The sequence below is a fragment of the Staphylococcus sp. HMSC062H10 genome, assembly GCF_001836945.1.
Classification (GTDB): domain Bacteria; phylum Bacillota; class Bacilli; order Staphylococcales; family Staphylococcaceae; genus Staphylococcus; species Staphylococcus aureus.
In genome coordinates this window covers 425916-450040 of record NZ_KV830972.1, presented here as the reverse complement: position 1 = coordinate 450040, position 24125 = coordinate 425916, and the positions used below count along the sequence as shown (strand labels likewise).

Below are 24125 nucleotides of genomic sequence, written 5' to 3'. Positions count from 1 at the left end.
GCATGGCTGACAATAAAGCAAATAAAGAGCAAGTACATCGCGTTTTTCAAAATATTTCAAAAAAATATGACAGATTAAATAATATTATTAGTTTTGAGCAGCATAAAGTATGGAGAAAACGTGTCATGAAAGACATGGGTGTTAGAAAAGGTACGAAAGCATTAGATGTTTGTTGTGGTACTGGTGATTGGACAATCGCATTAAGCAAAGCTGTAGGACCAACAGGTGAAGTTACTGGTATTGATTTTAGTGAGAATATGTTAGAAGTAGGAAAAGAAAAAACTGCTTCAATGGAAAATGTTAAACTTGTTCATGGTGATGCAATGGAATTGCCGTTTGAAGACAATTCTTTTGATTATGTAACAATTGGGTTTGGATTAAGAAATGTGCCAGACTATTTAGTCGCGTTAAAAGAAATGAATAGAGTACTTAAACCAGGTGGTATGGTGGTATGTCTTGAAACGAGCCAACCAACTTTGCCAGTCTTTAAACAAATGTATGCATTATACTTTAAATTTGTTATGCCTATTTTTGGAAAATTATTTGCAAAATCAAAAGAAGAATATGAATGGTTACAGCAATCTACGTTTAATTTTCCTGGAAAAGAAGAGTTGAAGCGCATGTTTGAAGAAGCGGATTTCATAAATGTAAGAGTACGTAGTTTTACAGGGGGCGTTGCTGCAATGCACCTTGGCTATAAAGAAAAAGATAATACCAAAGGTGATTAACGTGGCAAAGTTAAACATGAACAATGAAATTAAGAAAGTGGAACAACGACTTGAAAAGGCAATAAAAAGTAAAGATTCTGTATTAGAACAGGCATCATTACATTTATTGTCATCTGGTGGTAAAAGAGTACGCCCAGCATTTGTAATTCTGAGTAGCCAATTTGGCAAAGATGACCAAACGTCTGAACAAACGTATCAAGTTGCAGTCGCATTAGAGTTAATTCATATGGCAACACTTGTTCATGATGACGTTATTGATAAAAGCGACAAGCGTCGAGGCAAGTTAACCATATCAAAGAAATGGGATCAGACAACTGCTATTTTAACTGGGAATTTTTTATTGGCATTAGGACTTGAACACTTAATGGCAGTTAAAGATAATCGTGTACATCAATTAATATCTGAATCTATCGTTGATGTTTGTAGAGGGGAACTTTTCCAATTTCAAGACCAATTTAACAGTCAACAGACAATTATCAATTATTTACGACGTATCAATCGCAAAACAGCACTGTTAATTCAATTATCAACTGAAGTTGGTGCAATTACATCACAATCTGATAAAGAGACTGTACGAAAATTGAAAATGATTGGTCATTATATAGGTATGAGCTTCCAAATCATTGATGATGTATTAGACTTCACAAGTACCGAAAAGAAATTAGGTAAGCCGGTCGGAAGTGATTTGCTTAATGGTCATATTACGTTACCGATTTTATTAGAAATGCGTAAAAATCCAGACTTCAAATTGAAAATCGAACAGTTACGTCGTGATAGTGAACGCAAAGAATTTGAAGAATGTATCCAAATCATTAGAAAATCTGACAGCATCGATGAGGCTAAGGCAGTAAGTTCTAAGTATTTAAGTAAAGCTTTGGATTTGATTTCTGAGTTACCAGATGGACATCCGAAATCACTACTTTTAAGTTTGACGAAAAAAATGGGGTCAAGAAACACATAGTATTTATGAAAAGTATTGAAAGCGCTTTACCAACCTGTTAATATATAATAGTAATATACATAAACCTATTAAACACAGGGGGATACATAAAGTGGAACGTACATTTTTAATGATTAAACCAGACGCAGTACAAAGAAATCTAATTGGTGAAGTAATTTCAAGAATTGAAAGAAAAGGACTAAAACTTGTCGGTGGTAAATTAATGCAAGTACCAATGGAACTTGCTGAAACACATTATGGTGAACACCAAGGTAAACCATTTTATAATGATTTAATTTCATTTATTACATCAGCACCAGTGTTCGCAATGGTAGTTGAAGGTGAAGATGCAGTTAATGTATCTAGACATATTATTGGCAGCACCAATCCTTCAGAAGCTTCACCAGGATCAATTAGAGGTGATTTAGGTTTAACTGTTGGTAGAAATATCATTCACGGTTCAGATTCATTAAAGTCTGCTGAACGTGAAATTAATTTATGGTTTAATGAAAATGAAATTACTAGCTATGCTTCACCACGTGATGCTTGGTTATACGAATAAAATATAAGCTATAAACCTTTATGATTTATTTATAAAGGTAGAAAGGGTTTTGTTATGTGGTTAGTCATTATGATTATACATAACAAGACCCGTTTTTTATGTTGTAGTAAATTACTTGAAAAATTTTATAGTTTTTTTGGTAACACTTATTAAAAAGAGAGGAATATTCTTTATCAAATGAAACTAAACAGAAAGAAGGGGTTGTTAAAATGAAGAATATTATTTCAATTATTTTGGGGATTTTAATGTTCTTAAAATTAATGGAATTATTATATGGTGCTATATTTTTAGACAAACCACTTAATCCTTTAACAAAAATTATTTTTATACTGACTCTCATTTATATTTTTTATGTATTAGTAAAAGAGTTGATTATATTTTTGAAGTCGAAGTATAACAAAAACGCTTAACATATGCATATTTTTAATATCATAAACTATTTTTATACGGACTGATTAACTTTATAAAAAATGATCAGTCCATTTTCTTTTATATAAAGAAATATAGCTTGTATATTATTTATTCGTGGTTAGCTACGATTATATGCGGTATAAGTTGTTCGAATAAATTTTAAATTTTCAAATGGTTGTTTAAACAATATAACAATATTAGAAATTCATAATACTTTTCTCGTTGTGAATATATTATAATGAATCTTAGTTCGTTTAATATTAAGATAATTCTGACATTTAAAAAGAGATATAAATCAATTTCTTAATTGAGCTTGAAAACAAACATTTATGAATGCACAATGAATATGATAAGATTAACAACATATTATAATGTTATCGTGGAAGTATGAAAGGAGCGAGTGTGTATGAGATACCTAACTTCAGGAGAATCACATGGACCTCAATTAACAGTTATTGTTGAAGGTGTACCTGCAAATTTAGAAATTAAGGTTGAGGATATTAATAAAGAAATGTTTAAGCGTCAAGGCGGTTACGGACGTGGACGTCGTATGCAAATCGAAAAAGATACAGTGGAGATTGTTTCGGGTGTAAGAAATGGTTATACATTAGGTAGCCCTATTACAATGGTTGTTACTAATGATGATTTTACACATTGGCGAAAAATTATGGGCGCTGCGCCAATAAGCGACGAAGAACGAGAAAATATGAAACGTACAATTACGAAACCAAGACCGGGACATGCAGATTTAGTTGGCGGTATGAAATATAATCATCGTGACTTACGAAATGTATTAGAACGTTCATCTGCCAGAGAAACAGCAGCACGTGTAGCGGTCGGTGCACTATGCAAAGTTTTATTAGAACAATTAGATATCGAAATATACAGTCGTGTTGTTGAGATAGGTGGCATTAAAGATAAAGATTTTTATGATTCAGAAACATTTAAAGCAAACCTTGATCGAAATGACGTCCGTGTAATTGATGATGGCATCGCACAAGCAATGCGCGATAAAATTGATGAAGCGAAAAACGATGGTGATTCAATAGGGGGCGTAGTTCAAGTTGTAGTTGAAAATATGCCTGTTGGTGTAGGTAGTTATGTACATTATGATCGTAAATTAGATGGAAGAATAGCACAGGGTGTCGTTAGTATTAATGCATTTAAAGGTGTAAGTTTTGGAGAAGGATTTAAAGCAGCTGAAAAGCCTGGTAGTGAAATTCAAGACGAAATTCTCTACAATACTGAATTGGGCTATTATCGTGGGTCAAATCACTTAGGTGGTTTAGAAGGCGGTATGTCAAATGGAATGCCAATTATCGTTAATGGTGTAATGAAACCAATTCCAACGTTATATAAACCACTAAATTCAGTAGATATTAATACTAAAGAAGACTTTAAAGCAACAATTGAACGTTCTGATAGTTGTGCTGTTCCTGCAGCAAGTATCGTCTGCGAACATGTCGTAGCATTTGAAGTTGCAAAAGCATTATTGGAAGAATTCCAATCAAATCATATTGAGCAACTTAAACAACAAATTATTGAGCGCAGACAATTAAATATTGAGTTTTAACAACAAGAACAATTGAGGTGTAATCATGAAATTACAAACAACATACCCTTCAAACAATTATCCAATATATGTTGAACACGGTGCAATCAAGTATATAGGCACATATTTAAATCAATTTGACCAAAGTTTCTTGTTAATTGATGAATATGTAAATCAATATTTTGCGAATAAATTTGATGATATTTTATCATATGAAAATGTACATAAAGTCATTATTCCAGCTGGTGAAAAGACGAAAACATTTGAGCAATATCAAGAAACATTAGAATACATTTTGTCGCATCATGTAACACGTAATACAGCGATTATAGCTGTTGGTGGTGGTGCGACAGGAGATTTTGCAGGATTTGTAGCAGCAACACTATTAAGAGGTGTCCATTTTATACAAGTTCCCACAACGATTTTGGCGCATGATTCTAGTGTTGGCGGTAAAGTGGGTATTAACTCAAAGCAAGGTAAAAACCTTATCGGTGCATTTTATCGTCCAACTGCTGTGATTTATGATTTAGACTTTTTAAAGACGTTACCATTTGAGCAAATATTAAGTGGCTATGCAGAAGTTTATAAGCATGCGTTATTGAATGGTGAATCAGCGACGCAAGATATCGAACAGCACTTTAAAGATAGAGAGATATTACAGTCATTAAATGGTATGGATAAATATATTGCTAAAGGTATTGAAACGAAGCTGGATATTGTTGTTGCAGATGAAAAAGAACAAGGTGTACGTAAATTTTTAAATTTAGGTCATACATTTGGGCATGCTGTTGAATACTATCATAAAATACCTCATGGTCATGCAGTGATGGTTGGCATTATCTATCAATTTATAGTTGCGAATGCTTTGTTTGATTCTAAGCATGATATTAATCACTATATTCAATATTTAATACAACTTGGTTATCCTTTAGACACGATAACTGACTTGGATTTTGAAACGTTATACCAATATATGCTAAGTGATAAAAAGAATGATAAGCAAGGTGTACAAATGGTCTTGATTAGACAATTTGGAGATATCGTTGTACAACATGTTGATCAACTAACATTACAACATGCATGTGAACAATTAAAAACATATTTTAAGTAGGTGAATGAAATGGTAAATGAACAAATCATTGATATTTCAGGTCCGTTAAAGGGCGAAATTGAAGTGCCGGGCGATAAATCAATGACACACCGTGCAATCATGTTGGCGTCGCTAGCTGAAGGTGTATCTACTATATATAAGCCACTACTTGGTGAAGATTGTCGTCGTACGATGGACATTTTCCGACTGTTAGGTGTAGAAATCAAAGAAGATGATGAAAAATTAGTTGTGACTTCCCCAGGATATCAGTCTTTTAACACGCCACATCAAGTATTGTATACAGGTAATTCTGGTACGACAACACGATTATTGGCAGGTTTGTTAAGTGGTTTAGGTATTGAAAGTGTCTTGTCTGGAGATGTTTCCATAGGTAAAAGGCCGATGGATCGTGTTTTAAGACCGTTAAAAAGTATGAATGCAAATATTGAAGGAATTGAAGACAATTACACCCCATTAATCATTAAACCATCTGTAATTAAAGGTATTAATTACAAGATGGAAGTGGCAAGTGCACAAGTTAAAAGTGCCATCTTATTCGCAAGTCTATTTTCTAAGGAAGCGACCATCATTAAAGAATTAGATGTAAGTCGAAATCATACTGAGACGATGTTCAGACATTTTAATATTCCAATTGAAGCGGAAGGGTTATCAATTACTACAACTCCTGAAGCAATTCGATACATTAAACCTGCAGATTTTCATGTTCCTGGCGATATTTCATCTGCAGCGTTCTTTATTGTTGCAGCACTTATCACACCAGGAAGTGATGTAACAATTCATAATGTTGGAATCAATCCAACACGTTCAGGTATTATTGATATTGTTGAAAAAATGGGCGGTAATATTCAACTTTTCAATCAAACAACTGGTGCTGAACCTACTGCTTCTATTCGTATTCAATACACACCAATGCTTCAACCAATAACAATCGAAGGAGAATTAGTGCCAAAAGCAATTGATGAACTGCCTGTAATAGCATTACTTTGTACACAAGCAGTTGGCACGAGCACAATTAAAGATGCCGAGGAATTAAAAGTAAAAGAAACAAATAGAATTGATACAACGGCTGATATGTTAAACTTGTTAGGGTTTGAATTACAACCAACTAATGATGGATTGATTATTCATCCGTCAGAATTTAAAACAAATGCAACAGTTGATAGTTTAACTGATCATCGAATAGGAATGATGCTTGCAGTTGCTTCTCTACTTTCAAGCGAACCTGTCAAAATTAAACAATTTGATGCTGTAAATGTATCATTTCCAGGATTTTTACCAAAACTAAAGCTTTTAGAAAATGAGGGATAATATAAAATGGAAGATATCTATAAATTAATAGACGATATCAATCTACAAAAACTAGAAAATTTAGACTCTCGTGTTAATGAAGCAATAACTACTGACAACGATGACGCATTATTTATTCTAGGAGAGACACTTTATAATTTTGGATTAATGCCACAAGGTTTGGAAGTATTCCGCGTGTTATATCACAAATATCCAGACGAAAGTGAATTGCTGATTTATTTTATTGAAGGTTTAATGTCTGAAAATCAAACTGACGAAGCGTTAGAATATTTAAGTTATGTTGAACCATCACCTGAAAAGTTGATGTTAGAAGCAGATTTATATCAACAAATTAATATGATGGAAGTTGCTATTGATAAATTACAAGAAGCACTTGAACTAGAGCCAAATGATCCAATAATCCATTTTGCATTGGCTGAAATGTTATATTATGATGGTCAATATTTACGTGCTACCTCTGAATACGAAACTGTTTTAGAAACTGGTGAATATCAAGTTAATGGTGTAAATTTATTCTCTCGTATGGCAGATTGTAGTTTACAAAGTGGTAACTATAGTGATGCGATTCGCTTATACGATGAAATTAATGAAGATGAGATGACTTCAGAAGATTATCTCAAAAAAGCTATTTCTTATGATAAAAATGACATCACTCAAGAAGCAATTAAAATAATGACTACATTACTTTCTAAAGATCCTGATTATATTCAAGGATACCTGTATTTACAATCATTATATGAAAATGAAAAAAATTATCCAGATGCCATTGAAACGGGTAAAGAAGGATTACGACTAAGTCAATTTTATAAAGAGTTAATGTATACAACTGGATGTTTGGAAATAGAACACGGCGATGCTAATGAAGGTGTATTATTGTTAAAACAAGCATTAGAGGTTGATAATGCTTACCAAGAACCTTTATTGATTTTAAGCGATTTATATCGTAATGAAGAAGATTATGAAGCAATCATTGAATTATTAACATATGTAGATGAAGAAGATTTGGATCCTACATTCATGTGGCATTTAGCGTTCGCCTATGGTCAAGAAGAGCGAGATAAAGAAGCTCAACATTTCTTTGAATTAGCATATCCAACGATGAAAACAAATATTGATTTTATGAGTGATTATTATTTCTATTTAATTGAAATTGGTCAAAAGGAACAAGCAATTACTATTTTAAATCAATTGTTGGAACTAGAGCCAAGTAACGAAAATTGGCATGACGAATTATCAAGATTGCAATCTTAAAATGGGGTATTTGATGTCAGAGACACTCAATCAAATTAAAGAAAGTTTTATTGAATATTTACTTTTTCAATATCGATTTAAGTCGCGTATTGCAGTTTGGGTGCTTAACTATATAAAAGTGAATGAGGCGAAATTGGCAAACATTCATTTTGTAGATACAAAAATTAATCATCATGAAACATTAGAAATTGCAGAAGTGGGAAGTCACGCTTCTGCAATTCAATTTACTAAGCGTAATATAAAGTTAATGAATACAAATGAAATATTTGATTATATCGCTAATCATAACTGTGCTTTTGATATTCAAATTCACTTCGCAAACGTGTCAAAGCGTGAGCAAAGGCTAGATGATTTAATAGTTGCTCAACTAACGGAATCGCCCAGTTATCAAACTTACCTTCATGACTTAAATAGTATGGCTATAGATCGACATAAACATGCGTTATTAATAGATTACTTGTTACACAATATTGATTTAAGTTTACAGATGAATGAAAAGCAACGTTTTTATCAACTAACGCAAATTTTAAATACACTCAAGCTAGTAAATAAACATAATCAATTTGAGGACTTAGCAGATGACGATTAATACATTTTGGCAATATACACTTTATCAACGTTCTTGGTTAATGATGCTCCTCATTTGTAATATATTAGGGATGATTTATGGTTATATATGGTATGGTGAACAATTAAGTCATACGCCGTGGCAGTTTAAGATTTTTGTTCCAGATAGCCCAACTGCAATATTATTCTTAGTTATTTCAATCTCATTGATATTAATCCGAAAACAAAATAGTATTATCGATGCACTGGCATTTGTAACATTATTCAAATACGGGATTTGGGCAGTTATTATGAATATATTATTTATTATTGAACAAGGTGATATTACAGTAAATGGCCTGGTATTAATGTTTTCTCACAGTATAATGGCTGTTCAGGCAATTTACTTCTATCCTAGGTTTAAACGTTCTATGATTGGAATCAGCGTAGCGATGACTTGGGTATTTTTGAATGATTATATTGACTATTTTCACCTTCAATTTCCATATTATGATTTTATAACTACACATGTGTGGCAAATTGGTGTATTATCATGTTGTCTGAGTGTTTTTGGACTTTTGCTTTATATTGAATTAAACAAATTATTAAAGTGTAAATGATTTGATAAAAACGGCAAATGACAGTAAAATATCTATAAAGGAGAGTGAGTTTATTGTCTTCAATTTTTACTATGATAATTTATTTCGTAATATTAATGGTGCTTCCTTTATGGGCACAACACAAAGTTAAATCTAACTATGAGAAATATTCACAAGTTAGATCAACTAGTGGTAAAACGGGTCGTGAAGTTGCATTAGAAATTTTACATGCAAACGGTATTTATGATGTCGAAGTTGTTAAAGGTGAAGGATTCTTAACAGATCATTACGATCCTAAAAAGAAAGTTGTTTCACTATCTCCTGCAAACTATGACAGACCATCAGTTGCTGGAACTGCAATTGCAGCCCACGAAGTTGGTCATGCCATTCAAGATCACCAAGGATATTGGTTCTTAAGATTCAGAGCAGCATTAGTACCTGTTGCAAACCTAGGGAGTTCATTAAGTTATATGATCATCATGTTAGGTATTATCTTAACAGCGATAGGTAGTGCATTTGGTTCAACTGCTTTATGGATTGGTGCTGGTTTAATGTCATTAGCGGTATTATTCTCAATTGTTACGTTACCAGTTGAGTTTGATGCGAGTTCAAGAGCGATGAAACAAATTACGGCATTGAACATTGTAAATGAAAAGGAATACAAACATGCGCGTAAAGTATTATCTGCAGCAGCAATGACTTATGTTGCAGCAACTGCTGTCGCTGTAGCAGAGCTTGTACGTATTATTTTGATTGCGCGTTCAAGTGATTAATCTTATAGATTAACAATTAACTTAAATTAGACACTTATTAACTAGCTAATCACATTTTTGTGTGGTTGCTAGTTTTTTTGTGCTTATTTTTCTAATAGTAGATTATTCACTATATTATTTTATTGTAGTGGTACGTATCATAAAGTTATAATCCCAATTTCAATTGATTTAATTTAGTTAGGAATGCATTACATTTATATAAACTGAATTATTAAACTTCTAAAATAAACAACTTGTCATCTAGTTTAGCTAGAGTCAGTAGATTGCACTAAACATGCATGAGACTTCAAATTGATATATACTATATTAGAAATGCAATATAAGGAGAACGTAGAAATGAAATCAATGGTAGAAATGCAACGTGAAGTTGATGAATATATTGGACAATTTAAAACAGGATATTTTTCACCACTAGCTAACTTAGCTAGATTGACTGAAGAAGTGGGCGAACTTGCACGTGAAATAAATCATACCTATGGTGAAAAAAAGAAGAAAGATTCAGAGGAAGCAAATACGATTAAAGCAGAATTAGGTGATAATTTATTTGTGTTGTTATGTTTAGCGAATTCAATGGGAATAGATATGACAGAGAGCTTTAATGAAACAATGAAAAAGTTTAATACAAGAGATAAAAATCGATTCGAAAGAAAGTGAATATAAAAATATTTGCTTTATTTGGATTTGATTAAGATTAAAAATATCCATCAATGAATTGCATCGCATGAAATCATATTATTTTTAAAGTAAGTATAACTAGATAAATGATTATATATACAACACCTGCTTTTTAGATATTTGAAATTATAAACTCAACATTACTATAAACTTAAATTGTAAAATTAAATTTAAACAATTATCTACGCATCGAGAATAATAGAAAGAGAAATAGAAAGAAAGGATGGGCAAGCGAATGAAGATAGGTATAACATGTTACCCGTCCATGGGTGGTTCTGGAATTATTGCCACAGAATTAGGAATTAAATTAGCAGAGCGAGGTCACGAAGTACATTTTATCACTTCAAATATCCCGTTTAGAATAAGAAAACCATTACCGAATATGATTTTTCATCAAGTTGAAGTGAATCAATATGCAGTTTTTCAGTATCCACCGTATGATATTACGTTAAGTACTAAAATCGCTGAAGTTATTAAAGAATATGATCTTGATTTGTTGCATATGCACTATGCTGTACCTCATGCAATTTGTGGGATTTTAGCTCGTGAGATGTCAGGTAAAGATATAAAAATTATGACAACGTTACACGGTACTGATATTACTGTTTTGGGCTATGATCATTCACTCCAAGGTGCAATTAAATTTGGCATTGAAAAAAGTGATATTGTGACAAGTGTGAGTAAATCTTTAGCGCAAGAAACACATGAAATTATCGAAACTAACAAAGAAATTATACCGATTTATAATTTTGTACGTGAAAATGAGTTTCCAACTAAACATAACACAGCATTAAAATCACAATTTGGTATAGCACCAGATGAAAAAGTGTTAATACATGTATCGAATTTTAGACAAGTAAAACGCATAGATACTATTATAGAAACATTTGCAAAAGTACGTGAAAAGATACCTAGTAAATTAATTTTACTTGGTGATGGTCCTGAATTAGTGCCAATGCGTCAAAAGACGAAAGAGTTAAACGTAGAAGAGGATGTTTTATTTTTAGGGAAACAAGATTGCGTAAGTGAATTTTACCAATTATCTGACTTAGTATTATTATTAAGTGAAAAAGAAAGCTTTGGACTAACTTTACTTGAGGCTATGAAAACAGGCGTCGTTCCAATTGGTTCAAATGCCGGTGGAATTAAAGAGGTTATTAAACATGGTGAAACTGGATTTGTCGTAGATGTGGGTGATAGTGATTCAGCGAGTGACTATGCTATCCGATTACTTGAAGATAAGGTGTTATACAACAAACTTCAGAAAAACATGCTAGCAGATATTGCTGAACGTTTTGGATCAGAACTCATTACAGATCAATATGAGTATTATTATCAAAAAATGCTAAATGAGCATAACAAAAGTAAAGGCGAGTAATAATATGGATAAATCATTATTTGAACAGGCAAGGCCTATATTAGAACAAATTCAAGACAATGGTTTTGAAGCATATTATGTAGGTGGCTCTGTAAGAGATTATGTCATGGGAAGAAATATTCATGATATAGATATCACAACAAGTGCAACGCCAGATGAAATAGAATCTATCTTTAGTCATACGATACCTGTAGGTAAAGAACATGGCACCATAAATGTAGTTTTTAATGATGAAAATTATGAGGTGACAACATTCCGGGCTGAAGAAGATTATGTCGATCACCGTAGACCAAGTGGTGTTACATTTGTTCGTGATTTATACGAAGATTTGCAACGAAGAGATTTCACGATGAATGCGATAGCAATGGATACAGCATACAAATTGTATGATTATTTTGATGGTCAACAAGATATTAATAATCGAATAATAAGAACTGTAGGTATAGCTGAGGAACGATTCCAAGAAGATGCTTTACGTATGATTCGATGTTTAAGGTTTCAGTCACAATTATCATTTGATATTGCAACGGAAACATTTGAAGCGATGCGAACACAAATGGCAGATATTAAATTTTTATCAATTGAGCGTATAGTGATTGAACTAACTAAATTAATGCGAGGAATTAATGTTGAAGAGAGTTTTAATCATTTAAAATCGCTGAAAGCATTTAATTATATGCCATATTTCGAACATCTTGATATGAATCAAATTAATGTGACTGAACCAATTGATTTAGAATTGTTGATTGCTATAGTGTCAGTTAAATTTGATATAAATTACTCATTAAAGCCTTTAAAGCTAAGTAACCGACAAGTAAAAGATATCAATCAATATATTCAAATTATGAATGCATTACCAATTATTATTACAAAAGAACAATTAAAAATGTTTGTTTATGATTATGATACGAATCTCATTAAAAATGTAATGGTTGCAGCAGACGTGTTAAAGGCAAATGATATTCAAGGACATGAACCATTAATCGTTAACCTTCAAACGATTTATGAAACATTACATCATTTACCTATGTATTATAGAAAAGACATGATGGTTAATGGCGGTGTACTTATGGCACATTTAAATGCCAAAAGTGGTCCGTGGTTAAAAGATGTGCTAAGACAAATTGAGATAGCGATTGTAACAGGTAAAGTAAGCAACGAAGAAACTGAAATTTTGAAATGGGTGGATAATCATGTCAAAATATAGTCAAGATGTACTTCAATTACTCTATAAAAATAAACCGAATTATATATCTGGACAAAGCATTGCGGAATCACTTAATATATCGCGCACTGCAGTAAAAAAAGTGATTGACCAATTAAAGTTAGAGGGATGTAAAATAGATTCAGTAAATCATAAAGGACATTTATTACAACAACTCCCAGATATTTGGTATCAAGGTATAATAGACCAATACACAAAAAGTTCTGCTTTGTTTGATTTTAGTGAAGTATACGATTCAATAGATTCTACACAACTTGCTGCGAAAAAGTCACTTGTTGGAAATCAATCTTCATTTTTTATCTTGAGTGATGAACAAACGAAAGGTCGTGGGCGATTTAATAGACATTGGAGTTCTTCAAAAGGGCAAGGACTTTGGATGTCTGTCGTGTTAAGACCTAACGTTGCATTCTCAATGATATCTAAATTTAATTTATTTATTGCATTAGGGATAAGAGATGCGATTCAACATTTTAGTCAAGATGAAGTCAAAGTGAAATGGCCGAATGATATATATATTGATAATGGTAAAGTGTGTGGTTTCTTAACTGAAATGGTTGCTAATAATGATGGTATAGAAGCAATAATATGTGGTATAGGTATTAATTTGACGCAACAACTAGAAAACTTTGATGAAAGTATTAGACATAGAGCAACAAGTATACAATTACATGATAAAAATAAATTAGATAGATATCAATTTTTAGAGAGATTACTTCAAGAAATTGAAAAAAGATATAATCAATTTTTAACGTTACCTTTTTCTGAAATTCGTGAAGAATATATTGCAGCTTCTAATATTTGGAATAGAACGTTGCTATTTACAGAAAATGATAAACAGTTTAAAGGACAAGCAATTGATTTAGATTACGATGGCTATCTAATTGTTAGAGATGAAGCGGGTGAATCACACCGTTTAATTAGTGCAGATATAGATTTTTAACACTAAAGCAAGGAGAGATAGCTATGGGTATGGCAACCTATGCCGTTGTGGATTTGGAAACAACAGGCAACCAATTAGATTTTGACGATATCATTCAAATTGGTATAACGTTTGTGCGCAATAACCAAATTATTGATACATATCATTCTATGATTAGAACAAATTTAGAGATTCCGCCATTCATTCAAGCGTTAACATCCATTGAAGAAAAGATGCTACAACAAGCGCCATATTTTAATCAAGTTGCACAAGAAATCTACGATAAGATAAAAGATTGCATTTTTGTCGCTCATAATGTAGATTTTGATTTAAATTTTATTAAAAAGGCATTTAAAGATTGTAATATTCAATATCGTCCCAAAAAAGTTATAGATACACTAGAAATCTTTAAAATAGCTTTTCCTACAGATAAAAGCTATCAATTAAGTGAATTAGCGGAGGCACATGGTATTACCTTAGCAAATGCCCATCGAGCTGACGAAGATGCCGCTACTACTGCTAAATTGATGATTTTAGCTTTTGAAAAATTTGAAAAGTTACCGTTAGATACTTTAAAGCAACTATATTATTTAAGTAAACAGTTGAAATACGATTTGTATGATATTTTCTTTGAGATGGTTAGGCAATATGATGCAAAGCCATTGGATAAATCGTACGAAAAGTTCGAACAGATTATCTATCGTAAGCAAGTTGATTTTAAAAAGCCGACAACAAATTATAATGGCAGTTTGAAGTCTTTATATAGCAAAGCTGTAGATCAACTTGGCTTAACATATCGACCACAGCAATTATATTTAGCGGAAACTATATTAGATCAGCTCATGCATAGTGAAAAAGCAATGATTGAAGCATCACTAGGCAGTGGTAAATCATTAGCATATTTACTTGCGGCCTTGATGTATAATATTGAAACTGGGAAACATGTCATGATTTCTACCAATACCAAGTTACTGCAAAGTCAATTGTTAGAAAAAGATATTCCAGCAATGAATGAAGCGTTAAATTTTAAAATTAATGCACTATTGATTAAAAGTAAAAGTGATTACATTTCATTGGGACTTATTAGTCAAATTTTAAAAGATGACACAAGTAATTACGAAGTGAATATCTTGAAAATGCAATTGCTGATTTGGATTACAGAGACGCCATCCGGAGATATACAGGAATTAAATTTAAAAGGTGGTCAAAAGATGTATTTTGACCAGAAAATTGAAACATATGTACCGGCACGTCACGATGTTCATTATTATAATTTTATTAAGCGAAATGCACAGAACATTCAAATTGGTATTACAAATCATGCACATTTAATTCATTCTGATGTTGAAAATTCAATATATCAATTGTTTGATGATTGTATAGTGGATGAAGCACATCGCTTACCAGACTATGCCTTAAATCAAGTGACAAATGAGTTGAGTTATGCTGATATTAAATATCAGCTTGGTTTGATTGGTAAAAACGAAAATGAAAAATTGTTAAAGGCAATTGATCAACTGGAAAAGCAGCGGATTTTGGAAAAATTAGATATTGCACCAATTGATATTTTTGGCTTGAAGGCTAGTATGAATGAGATTCATGAGTTAAATGAGCAATTGTTCTCAACGATATTTACGATTATCAATGATTCTGATGTTTATGATGATGATATTCATCGCTTCCATAATGTATTTACTTTTGAAACAAAAGACATTTTGAAGGATTTACATGCGATTATCGATAAGTTAAATAAAACGCTAGAAATATTCAATGGCATTAGTCATAAAACAGTTAAATCATTACGGAAACAGTTGTTGTATTTAAAAGATAAATTTAAAAATATCGAACAAAGTTTAAAAGCTGGACATACTAGTTTCATTTCAATTAAAAATTTATCTCAAAAATCAACAATACGTTTATATGTGAAAGATTACGCTGTAAAAGATGTATTAACGAAACAAGTATTGGAAAAATTTAAATCACTTATTTTTATATCTGGTACTTTAAAATTTAATCATTCGTTTGATGCTTTTAAACAGTTATTCAACAAAGATGTTCACTTTAATACATTTGAAGTTAACACGTCGTTACAAAGTGCAAAAAATACAAGTGTTTTTATACCGAGTGATGTAGCATCTTATCAATATAAAAATATAGATGAGTATGTAGCATCGATTGTAAGCTATATTATTGAATATACGACTATAACGTCATCAAAATGTTTAGTCTTATTTACGAGTTATAAAATGATGCATATGGTACAAGATATGCTAAATGAATTGCCAGAATTTGAAGATTATGTTGTGTTAACACAACAGCAGAACCAAAATTATAAAATAGTACAACAGTTTAATAATTTTGATAAGGCCATACTGCTTGGTACGTCAACATTTTTTGAAGGCTTTGATTTTCAAGCAAAAGGTATTAAATGTGTGATGATAGCGAAGTTACCGTTTATGAACAAGCATAATGCAAAATATTGGCTTATGGATTCTGAATTCACTTCAACTTTCAAGGAATATGTATTACCTGATGCAGTTACACGTTTTAGACAAGGACTTGGAAGATTAATTAGAAATGAAAATGATCGCGGTATAATAGTTTCATTTGATGATCGACTCATAAACAGTAATTATAAAAACTTTTTTGAACAAACACTTGAAAATTATCGTCAGAAAAAAGGTGACATTCAACAGTTTGGAAAATTATTAAGACAAATTCAAAAGAAGAAAAAGTAAAATACAAAGTAAAATTCTTGTGACATGACATGTGCTATGTTCTGTTACAAGAATTTTTGTTTGGTCGTCAAAATTTGAGTTTTATAATTAAACTTGAATGTTGGCACAAAAAACGACCTTCATACTAATAATATTGAGGCTTTATTATATATTTTGTCTGAAACTGATGATTGTATTGTCTTAATATAAATTAATGTTCAAATCTGTGCTTAAATCATTACCATTTACACGTTATCTTTTAGTCTAGTTCTAGAACTTGAAAGCGGATTTTGTTAAAATGAATGAGTATTGTATAACGAAAAAATAAATAGGAGAATGGTTATGAAAACAACGATTAAACAAGCGAAAGATCATTTAAATCAAGACGTTACAATTGGTGCTTGGCTAACAAATAAACGTTCAAGTGGTAAAATCGCCTTTTTACAATTACGTGATGGAACAGGCTTTATGCAAGGCGTAGTAGTTAAATCAGAAGTTGATGAAGAGGTATTCAAACTTGCGAAAGAAATTACTCAAGAATCATCTCTATATGTTACAGGCACAATTACAGAAGATAATCGTTCTGACTTAGGATACGAAATGCAAGTGAAGTCAATTGAAGTTATTTCAGAAGCGCATGACTATCCGATTACACCTAAAAATCATGGTACGGAATTCTTAATGGATCACCGTCATTTATGGTTACGTTCTAAAAAACAACATGCTGTAATGAAAATTAGAAATGAAGTTATTCGTGCAACGTATGAATTTTTCAACAAAGATGGATTTACAAAGGTTGATCCACCAATTTTGACAGCAAGTGCACCAGAAGGTACAAGTGAATTATTCCATACTAAATACTTTGATCAAGATGCGTTTTTATCTCAAAGTGGTCAGTTATACTTAGAAGCTGCAGCAATGGCACACGGAAAAGTATTTTCATTTGGTCCAACTTTCAGAGCTGAAAAATCAAAAACACGTAGACACTTGATTGAGTTCTGGATGATTGAAGGGGAAATGGCTTTCACAAATCATGCTGAAAGTTTAGAAATTCAAGAACAATATGTAACACATGTAGTAAAATCAGTTTTAGAAAATTGTAAACTAGAGTTGAAAATGTTAGAGCGTGATACATCAAAACTTGAAAAAGTTGCGACACCATTCCCTAGAATTTCATATGATGATGCAATTGAATTCTTAAAAGCAGAAGGCTTTGATGATATTGAATGGGGCGAAGATTTTGGTGCGCCACATGAAACTGCCATTGCTAATCATTATGATTTACCGGTGTTTATTACTAATTATCCAACTAAAATTAAGCCTTTCTATATGCAACCAAATCCTGAGAATGAAGAAACTGTATTATGTGCAGACTTAATTGCACCTGAAGGATACGGTGAAATTATAGGTGGATCTGAACGTGTGGATGACTTAGAATTGTTAGAACAACGCGTTAAAGAACATGGATTAGACGAAGAAGCATATAGTTACTACTTAGACTTACGTCGTTATGGTAGTGTGCCACACTGTGGATTTGGTTTAGGTTTAGAGCGTACAGTAGCATGGATTTCTGGTGTTGAACACGTTCGTGAAACAGCGCCATTCCCAAGATTATTAAACCGTTTATATCCATAAGTTTTAGGGTCGTTACTTAAAATTTATATTATGATAATAAAAAGAATCGTCCAGCCTATATTAATAGCTGGGCGATTTATGCTTGGAAAATGTAGATTGATAACGGCTTATATTAATGATGAACAAACTTTTGTTTAGTAACTATATTTGGAAAATAAATAGCTCGTCTGATTATACATAAAGTTCATTGTTAAAATCTAGTTTTAAAAAAATACGGTTATTTAAAATTTGTTTGCTACTAGTTAAATATATTAAGCATTTTAGTCGAAAATTAAAGAAAATGATTTATACTATTAAGTAATGGTTAAATTTAAAAGGGGGCACGAACATGGATAAATATCAATTAAAAGCAAGACCTGTAGTGATACGAAGAGAACTATTAGACCATTACAGTGACTTAGGTTTAGATGAGCAAGATTTAGTCATTTTGCTTAAATTGATTTATGCTTCCGAAACATCAAACAAACAGCCTTCAATTGAATTACTTCAGAAGGGCTCAACTATGCAACCACGTGATATTACAATGGTTATTCAAAATTTGATTCAACGTGAATTGCTAGAATTACAAGTTCAAAAAGATGAAGAAGGTAGATTTACCGAATATATGAATCTAGATCCTTTTTTCGAAAAATTAAGTCATATATTGAAGCAACAAAGTATGGAAACGAAAGAGCAAAATAGTAAAGAAAAATTTAAACAATTATTTAGAATTTTAGAGGATACATTTGCAAGGCCGTTATCTCCATATGAAATAGAAACATTAAATCAATGGATTGATGTTGATAGACACGATACTGCAATTATACAAGCGGCATTAGACGAGGCGAATAGTTTGAATAAACTTAGCTTTAAATATATGGATCGTATTTTACTTAATTGGAAAAAAAACAATGTCAAAACAATTGACGATTCTAGAAAAATAAGAGAAAAATTTAATAAACCGAAAATGACGCACACAGTTAAAACGGTACCTAAATTTGATTGGTTAAACGGGGAGAACCTTGATGGTAAGTAAGAAAAAAGCATTAGAAATGATTGATGTTATAGCAAATATGTTTCCGGATGCAGAATGTGAATTAAAACATGATAATCCGTTCGAATTAACTATTGCTGTACTATTGTCAGCGCAATGTACAGACGTTCTAGTAAATAGAGTAACAACTGAGCTGTTTAAAAAATACAAAACGCCTGAAGATTATTTAGCAGTCAGTGATGAAGAACTTATGAATGATATTCGTTCCATCGGTCTGTATCGTAACAAAGCTAAGAATATTAAGAAACTTTGTCAATCTTTGATTGATCAATTTAATGGAGAAATACCACAAACACATAAGGAATTAGAAAGTTTAGCAGGTGTAGGACGTAAAACTGCTAATGTAGTCATGAGTGTAGCATTTGATGAACCTTCATTAGCTGTTGATACGCATGTAGAACGTGTTTCTAAACGCTTAGGTATTAATCGTTGGAAAGATAATGTGAGACAGGTAGAAGACCGTTTATGTTCTGTCATACCTAGAGATAGATGGAATAGGAGCCATCATCAACTCATTTTCTTTGGAAGATACCACTGTTTAGCCCGAAAACCTAAATGCGATATTTGTCCATTATTAGAAGATTGTAGAGAAGGACAAAAACGTTATAAAGCTAGTTTGAAAGAAGCGTGATAACATGACAAATATTACAAAAGAGGTATTTGATAATTTAGAACAAGAGATTGATGTATTTGCCAAAAATAAGACATTAGGTTCTAGTGAAGCAAAGCCCTACTTGGATGAATACCATAGTAAAATTATTGATTATTTTAAGCAGGTTAATGACATAACTGGCAATATTGATTTTGATAATTTAAATCAATATCCTGTTGTGCCAATGAATTTTAAAGAAAGATATGAATATATGATTGAACGTAAATATCATTTTATGGGCTATCGACAAATGAAGACCTTTAAAACTGAATTGATTAAAATGAATGCTAGTTATCAAACAAGATTAAAGAATAAGCAGGTATAGATAAGTTTGATCATTTCCTAATATTGAAAATATGTAAAACTAATTCATGCACACATATTTGTATTTATGTTAGGTGTCGTGTCATTATAACGTCTTAATATAATAACTGTCCATCTACATCATAATGGATATCTTGAGGTATGGTTTAAGATATCTATTTCGAATCGTAGGTGGATTTCTTATATTTATGATTATGAAAATACATTTCAAACATGTTGATATTTTACTGATTAACGTGCTCCGGGAATTGATAAACATATCAATTTAAAACAGCGTCTAAGATGACTATGAGAAAATATAATCATAATTTTAAAAATGGGAACAACCACTTATTCAAATTCAATAATTTTACATAGCTAAAGATGTGCATATGAAAACTGTTTAGATGTTTCAAAATATATGTGAATGACTGATTTTACGGTTTCTACTAATATAGCAATAGCGTATGAATACTTATAAAAAAATCCTCAGCTACACCATAAATATGGTATAACTGAGGATTTTATGTTGAGTGGATTAGTTGAATATACCTGTTAATCCACCGCTGTTTCTAGATTGTTGAGATCTAGTATTGTTATTTGATTGTGCAGTACCACTACTGTTTGCTGATGTGTCACTACCACCGTGTGTACTACGATTTGTAGTGTTGTTATCTTGACTACCAGAAACATTGATTGATGGGATACTACCACTTACTGAGCTAGGACGTTTAAAGTCTTCGCCATCTCTAGATGAAATTTTTGACATCACATTTTCATATAAGAACTGTGGATATTCTTGTTGGCTATGTCCCACAAATGAGTTTTCACCATATTGTTTAACTTTACTGAAGCCCATCCACACTGACATAGTGTATTGAGGTGTAAAGCCGTTAATCCACACGTCTTTCGCTGCATTATCAGGTAAATTATATTGTGAATAAGTTTCAGCACCGTAAGTACCAGTACCTGTCTTAGCACCCATATTTACTCCAGATACACCATGGCCATATGCAGAACCATATGGTTTAAATGTACCTTTTAGCATCTCAGCTAACATGTATGCAGTGTAATCACTCATCGCTTTATGGCTAGTATGATCGTATTCGATTGTTTCACCATCACGAGTAACTACTTTTTGAATTGAATGCGCGTTGTTATAAGTACCACCGTTAGCGATTGCAGCAAATGCTGATGCTAATTGTGTTGGTGAGAATTCTGAAGCAGAACCACCAAGTACTTCAGATGGACCAATATCGCCTTCGTAGTTTAAGCCAAGTTTGGCAGCGAATTTCTTAGGTGCATCATTACCAGCATTTTGCTTAACTGATTGCCAAGCTTTTAAAGCTGGGATATTGAAACTTTGTCGTAAAGCATCATAAATAGATACAGTACCGTGACTCTTCGTATCATAGTTTCTAAATGTAGAACCATCAACTTGATATGAAGATTCATCTTGAATCGCATGGTTTGTTGCCCATTTCATATTTTCAATGGCAGGTCCATACGCTAAGAAAGGTTTTAAAGATGAACCAGTAGGGTGAGGATCTGTTGCTTGGTTTCTGTTAACGACGTCTTTGAAATCACGTCCACCAGATATAGCAACTAAACCACCAGTTTTACTATCAAGAATCGTTGCACCAACTTGTTGGTCTTTATTCTTGTAGAAGCTACCATTATCAACATCATTTTGTAATGTTTTTTGAACATCTTTATCCATGTTTGTATAAATTTTAATACCACTTTGTAATACATTACCTAAATTTTCATCTTTGAATGCTTTATTATTCATTAATTCAGATTTTACAAAGTTAACGTATGAATTATACTCAGAATCTTGATTTGTATCAATGTTTTGACGTTCTTCAGGAGTACGATTTACTAAGTTCGCTTTTAAATCGATTTTCTTAGCATCTTGCCACTGTTTATCTGTAATGCGTTTATGATAATGCATTAAGTATAAAACAGTGTTTTTACGATCTTCAGCAGCTTTTGGATGATCATAAATATTATAGTTGTTTGGAACCTGAGGTAAACCGGCTAAATAAGCTTCTTCCGCTAAGTTTAAATCTTTTAAATCTTTATTAAAGTAATACTTAGCAGCAGCTTTAATACCCGTTACGCCATCAGAATAGTAAATTTTATTTAGATATACTTGGAAGATATCATCTTTACTATACTCTTGTTCTAAACGATATGATAAGTATGCTTCTTGAGCTTTACGTCCAATAGATTTATGTTGTGATAAAAATGCATCTTTAACAACTTGTTGTGTTAATGTTGAGGCACCTTCAGAACCAAATCCACCAGTCAAGTTCTTACCAATTGCACCGAATAAACGTTTATAATCAAGTGCGCCATGTTCGTAGAAACGATTGTCTTCAGTTGCAAGTACTGCGTCTTTCATTGATTTCGGCACGTCTTTTAAATTTACATGCTCATGTCTTTGGCCATTATCTAATGTTTTAACAAGTTCTCCGTTCTTGTCATATATCTTTGCAGGAATCGGATCTTGTAATTTAGCTTCGGTAAAAGCAGGTGCTTTCCAAGCATAATAAGCAAACAATAAGATACCTAGTAAAAGAACAACGAAAAATGCAATAATCATGAAGCCAATAATCTTAATAATCGTTCTCTTCACATTTCTATTCTTTTTTGAGTTGGATTTCCCACCATTATTACCATTTTTCTTAGGCTGAGAAGATCCTTTGTTTTCCGTCATACGCGGTCCTCACTTTCATCTAATATCAACTTATCAACTGCTTTTAGATAGTCTAATCTTGGTTGATACTGATAAGGAATATGGTAACCATTTTTTCGTATTTCATCAACTGTTATAGACTTTTTAATATTATCTTTATACCTCTTCCAAAATATTTCGAATTTTGAATAGGGTAAAAGATAAACTTCATCTAGCGTTTTAAAACGAATCATTAAAAACACAATACCTTTTTGTTGATATGCATTTTTCATATGTTCGACTTGATGGTCATGAATATTATTTAAAGGAAAGGACGTCTTGTTTTTAGTTTCCTTTGCTTCAAAATCAATATAATAACCTTGATAAACGCCATTGTAATCAGTTGTTGAAGGTGTACGAAAATAAGCTTCGTTAATCACAGCTTTACTCCGTTTAGGATAGTTGACATTAACTATTTGTACTGGCGTAGGCTTTTTGTGAATAACTGCAATGTCGCTTTTAAGATAAAACGCATTTGAATGTTCGATATCTTTTTCAAGTGACATACCACGTCCACCATACTCAATATTACTAAAGGCAGCGGTCTTTTTCCCTCCGTCTATAGCACTATTTTTACGATATGGTTTACCATTTGGATAATTCATAAATTTCACCACACAAGTTTGGTAGTAAACGTTGTTTATTATACACAACATTATAGTGAAACACCAAACTTAAATTAGTATAAATGCGAAAGACACAATACACCAAAGCTTATTTTAACGTGATTTCAGCATTAACACAATAATATTATAATACATTTACCGTTAATGTTGGAATTTTACACACAATTTTAATTGATTGAAAAGTTTTGCTTATAAAAATGAATACTCATTACAATATTTTTGAATTTTGTTATAAAAGTCAAATCATGATCAGTAATTATTATTTTTGAGACAAGTACAAGTATGTGTAGTTAATCAGCAGAGGTGTATTTGATTTAAATGATTTTATTAGATTACAAAGTATATTCATCGTATGACAACATACACGATAAATTTTTATATTTATATAGGAAGTTTTTGGGTTTACTTGATTTAACAGATAACACATTAGAAAACAGTTAA

The 24125-nt window shown here is 31.9% G+C and carries 22 protein-coding genes; 20 read left to right on the top strand and 2 right to left on the bottom strand.

Annotated features, from left to right (window positions below):
- Window positions 1-2 precede the first annotated feature (2 nt).
- The 20 genes from HMPREF2658_RS04740 to HMPREF2658_RS04645 all read left to right on the top strand — a co-directional run bounded on the left by HMPREF2658_RS04740 (window position 3) and on the right by HMPREF2658_RS04645 (window position 20340).
- Window positions 3-728 carry a demethylmenaquinone methyltransferase gene (locus HMPREF2658_RS04740; protein WP_000774683.1) on the top strand — a complete coding sequence of 242 codons (726 nt, stop codon included), beginning with the start codon at window positions 3-5 and terminating at the stop codon, window positions 726-728.
- A 1-nt stretch (window position 729) separates the two neighbouring features.
- Window positions 730-1689: a polyprenyl synthetase family protein gene (locus HMPREF2658_RS04735; RefSeq protein WP_001096468.1), complete on the top strand. Its 960-nt coding sequence runs from the start codon at window positions 730-732 to the stop codon at window positions 1687-1689.
- Window positions 1690-1780: 91 nt separating this feature from the next.
- Window positions 1781-2230, top strand: a complete 450-nt coding sequence (gene ndk / locus HMPREF2658_RS04730) for a nucleoside-diphosphate kinase (RefSeq protein ID WP_000442481.1) — start codon at window positions 1781-1783, stop codon at window positions 2228-2230.
- Window positions 2231-2439: 209 nt separating this feature from the next.
- Window positions 2440-2640 carry a hypothetical protein gene (locus HMPREF2658_RS04725; RefSeq protein ID WP_000789524.1) on the top strand — a complete coding sequence of 67 codons (201 nt, stop codon included), beginning with the start codon at window positions 2440-2442 and terminating at the stop codon, window positions 2638-2640.
- A 407-nt stretch (window positions 2641-3047) separates the two neighbouring features.
- The gene (gene aroC, locus HMPREF2658_RS04720; protein WP_001269939.1) at window positions 3048-4214 is read left to right on the top strand and encodes a chorismate synthase; all 1167 of its coding nucleotides are present in this window, start codon (window positions 3048-3050) and stop codon (window positions 4212-4214) included.
- A gap of 25 nt (window positions 4215-4239) precedes the next feature.
- The gene (aroB, locus tag HMPREF2658_RS04715; protein ID WP_000776333.1) at window positions 4240-5304 is read left to right on the top strand and encodes a 3-dehydroquinate synthase; all 1065 of its coding nucleotides are present in this window, start codon (window positions 4240-4242) and stop codon (window positions 5302-5304) included.
- A gap of 9 nt (window positions 5305-5313) precedes the next feature.
- Entirely contained in the window at window positions 5314-6612 is a 1299-nt protein-coding gene (aroA, locus tag HMPREF2658_RS04710; RefSeq protein ID WP_000245905.1) for a 3-phosphoshikimate 1-carboxyvinyltransferase, read from the top strand.
- A gap of 6 nt (window positions 6613-6618) precedes the next feature.
- Window positions 6619-7863 (top strand): tetratricopeptide repeat protein, encoded by a 1245-nt coding sequence (locus HMPREF2658_RS04705; RefSeq protein ID WP_000389524.1) that lies wholly within the window; start codon window positions 6619-6621, stop codon window positions 7861-7863.
- A 13-nt stretch (window positions 7864-7876) separates the two neighbouring features.
- Window positions 7877-8452 (top strand): YpiB family protein, encoded by a 576-nt coding sequence (locus HMPREF2658_RS04700; RefSeq protein ID WP_000005212.1) that lies wholly within the window; start codon window positions 7877-7879, stop codon window positions 8450-8452.
- Window positions 8442-9029, top strand: coding sequence for a DUF1405 domain-containing protein (locus HMPREF2658_RS04695; protein WP_000154694.1), 588 nt, complete (start codon window positions 8442-8444; stop codon window positions 9027-9029). The genes HMPREF2658_RS04700 and HMPREF2658_RS04695 overlap by 11 nt, the downstream gene beginning before the upstream one ends.
- A 71-nt stretch (window positions 9030-9100) precedes the next feature.
- On the top strand, window positions 9101-9781 hold the full coding sequence (locus tag HMPREF2658_RS04690) for a zinc metallopeptidase (protein ID WP_001827022.1): 681 nt from the start codon (window positions 9101-9103) through the stop codon (window positions 9779-9781).
- A 336-nt stretch (window positions 9782-10117) separates the two neighbouring features.
- Window positions 10118-10435, top strand: coding sequence for a nucleotide pyrophosphohydrolase (locus tag HMPREF2658_RS04685; protein WP_000839928.1), 318 nt, complete (start codon window positions 10118-10120; stop codon window positions 10433-10435).
- A 256-nt stretch (window positions 10436-10691) separates the two neighbouring features.
- Window positions 10692-11834 (top strand): N-acetyl-alpha-D-glucosaminyl L-malate synthase BshA, encoded by a 1143-nt coding sequence (gene bshA, locus HMPREF2658_RS04680; protein ID WP_000690024.1) that lies wholly within the window; start codon window positions 10692-10694, stop codon window positions 11832-11834.
- Window positions 11835-11838: 4 nt separating this feature from the next.
- Window positions 11839-13041, top strand: a complete 1203-nt coding sequence (locus tag HMPREF2658_RS04675; protein ID WP_000361547.1) for a CCA tRNA nucleotidyltransferase — start codon at window positions 11839-11841, stop codon at window positions 13039-13041.
- Window positions 13028-13999 carry a biotin--[acetyl-CoA-carboxylase] ligase gene (locus HMPREF2658_RS04670; protein WP_000049921.1) on the top strand — a complete coding sequence of 324 codons (972 nt, stop codon included), beginning with the start codon at window positions 13028-13030 and terminating at the stop codon, window positions 13997-13999. Before HMPREF2658_RS04675 ends, HMPREF2658_RS04670 begins: the two co-directional genes overlap by 14 nt.
- A gap of 23 nt (window positions 14000-14022) precedes the next feature.
- On the top strand, window positions 14023-16716 hold the full coding sequence (locus HMPREF2658_RS04665; protein WP_000525057.1) for an ATP-dependent DNA helicase DinG: 2694 nt from the start codon (window positions 14023-14025) through the stop codon (window positions 16714-16716).
- A 321-nt stretch (window positions 16717-17037) separates the two neighbouring features.
- Window positions 17038-18330 (top strand): asparagine--tRNA ligase, encoded by a 1293-nt coding sequence (gene asnS / locus HMPREF2658_RS04660; RefSeq protein ID WP_000858795.1) that lies wholly within the window; start codon window positions 17038-17040, stop codon window positions 18328-18330.
- Window positions 18331-18658: 328 nt separating this feature from the next.
- The gene (locus HMPREF2658_RS04655; protein ID WP_000362215.1) at window positions 18659-19345 is read left to right on the top strand and encodes a DnaD domain-containing protein; all 687 of its coding nucleotides are present in this window, start codon (window positions 18659-18661) and stop codon (window positions 19343-19345) included.
- Window positions 19335-19994 carry an endonuclease III gene (gene nth / locus HMPREF2658_RS04650; RefSeq protein ID WP_000253765.1) on the top strand — a complete coding sequence of 220 codons (660 nt, stop codon included), beginning with the start codon at window positions 19335-19337 and terminating at the stop codon, window positions 19992-19994. Before HMPREF2658_RS04655 ends, nth begins: the two co-directional genes overlap by 11 nt.
- A gap of 4 nt (window positions 19995-19998) precedes the next feature.
- The gene (locus HMPREF2658_RS04645; protein WP_000182030.1) at window positions 19999-20340 is read left to right on the top strand and encodes a YpoC family protein; all 342 of its coding nucleotides are present in this window, start codon (window positions 19999-20001) and stop codon (window positions 20338-20340) included.
- 516 nt (window positions 20341-20856) lie between these two features.
- Here HMPREF2658_RS04645 and HMPREF2658_RS04640 read toward each other — a convergent pair.
- Both HMPREF2658_RS04640 and recU read right to left on the bottom strand, forming a co-directional pair.
- Window positions 20857-23040: a transglycosylase domain-containing protein gene (locus HMPREF2658_RS04640; RefSeq protein ID WP_000138360.1), complete on the bottom strand. Its 2184-nt coding sequence runs from the start codon at window positions 23038-23040 to the stop codon at window positions 20857-20859.
- Window positions 23037-23663, bottom strand: a complete 627-nt coding sequence (gene recU / locus HMPREF2658_RS04635) for a Holliday junction resolvase RecU (RefSeq protein WP_001108885.1) — start codon at window positions 23661-23663, stop codon at window positions 23037-23039. The genes HMPREF2658_RS04640 and recU overlap by 4 nt, the downstream gene beginning before the upstream one ends.
- Between the last annotated feature and the right edge of the window lie 462 nt (window positions 23664-24125).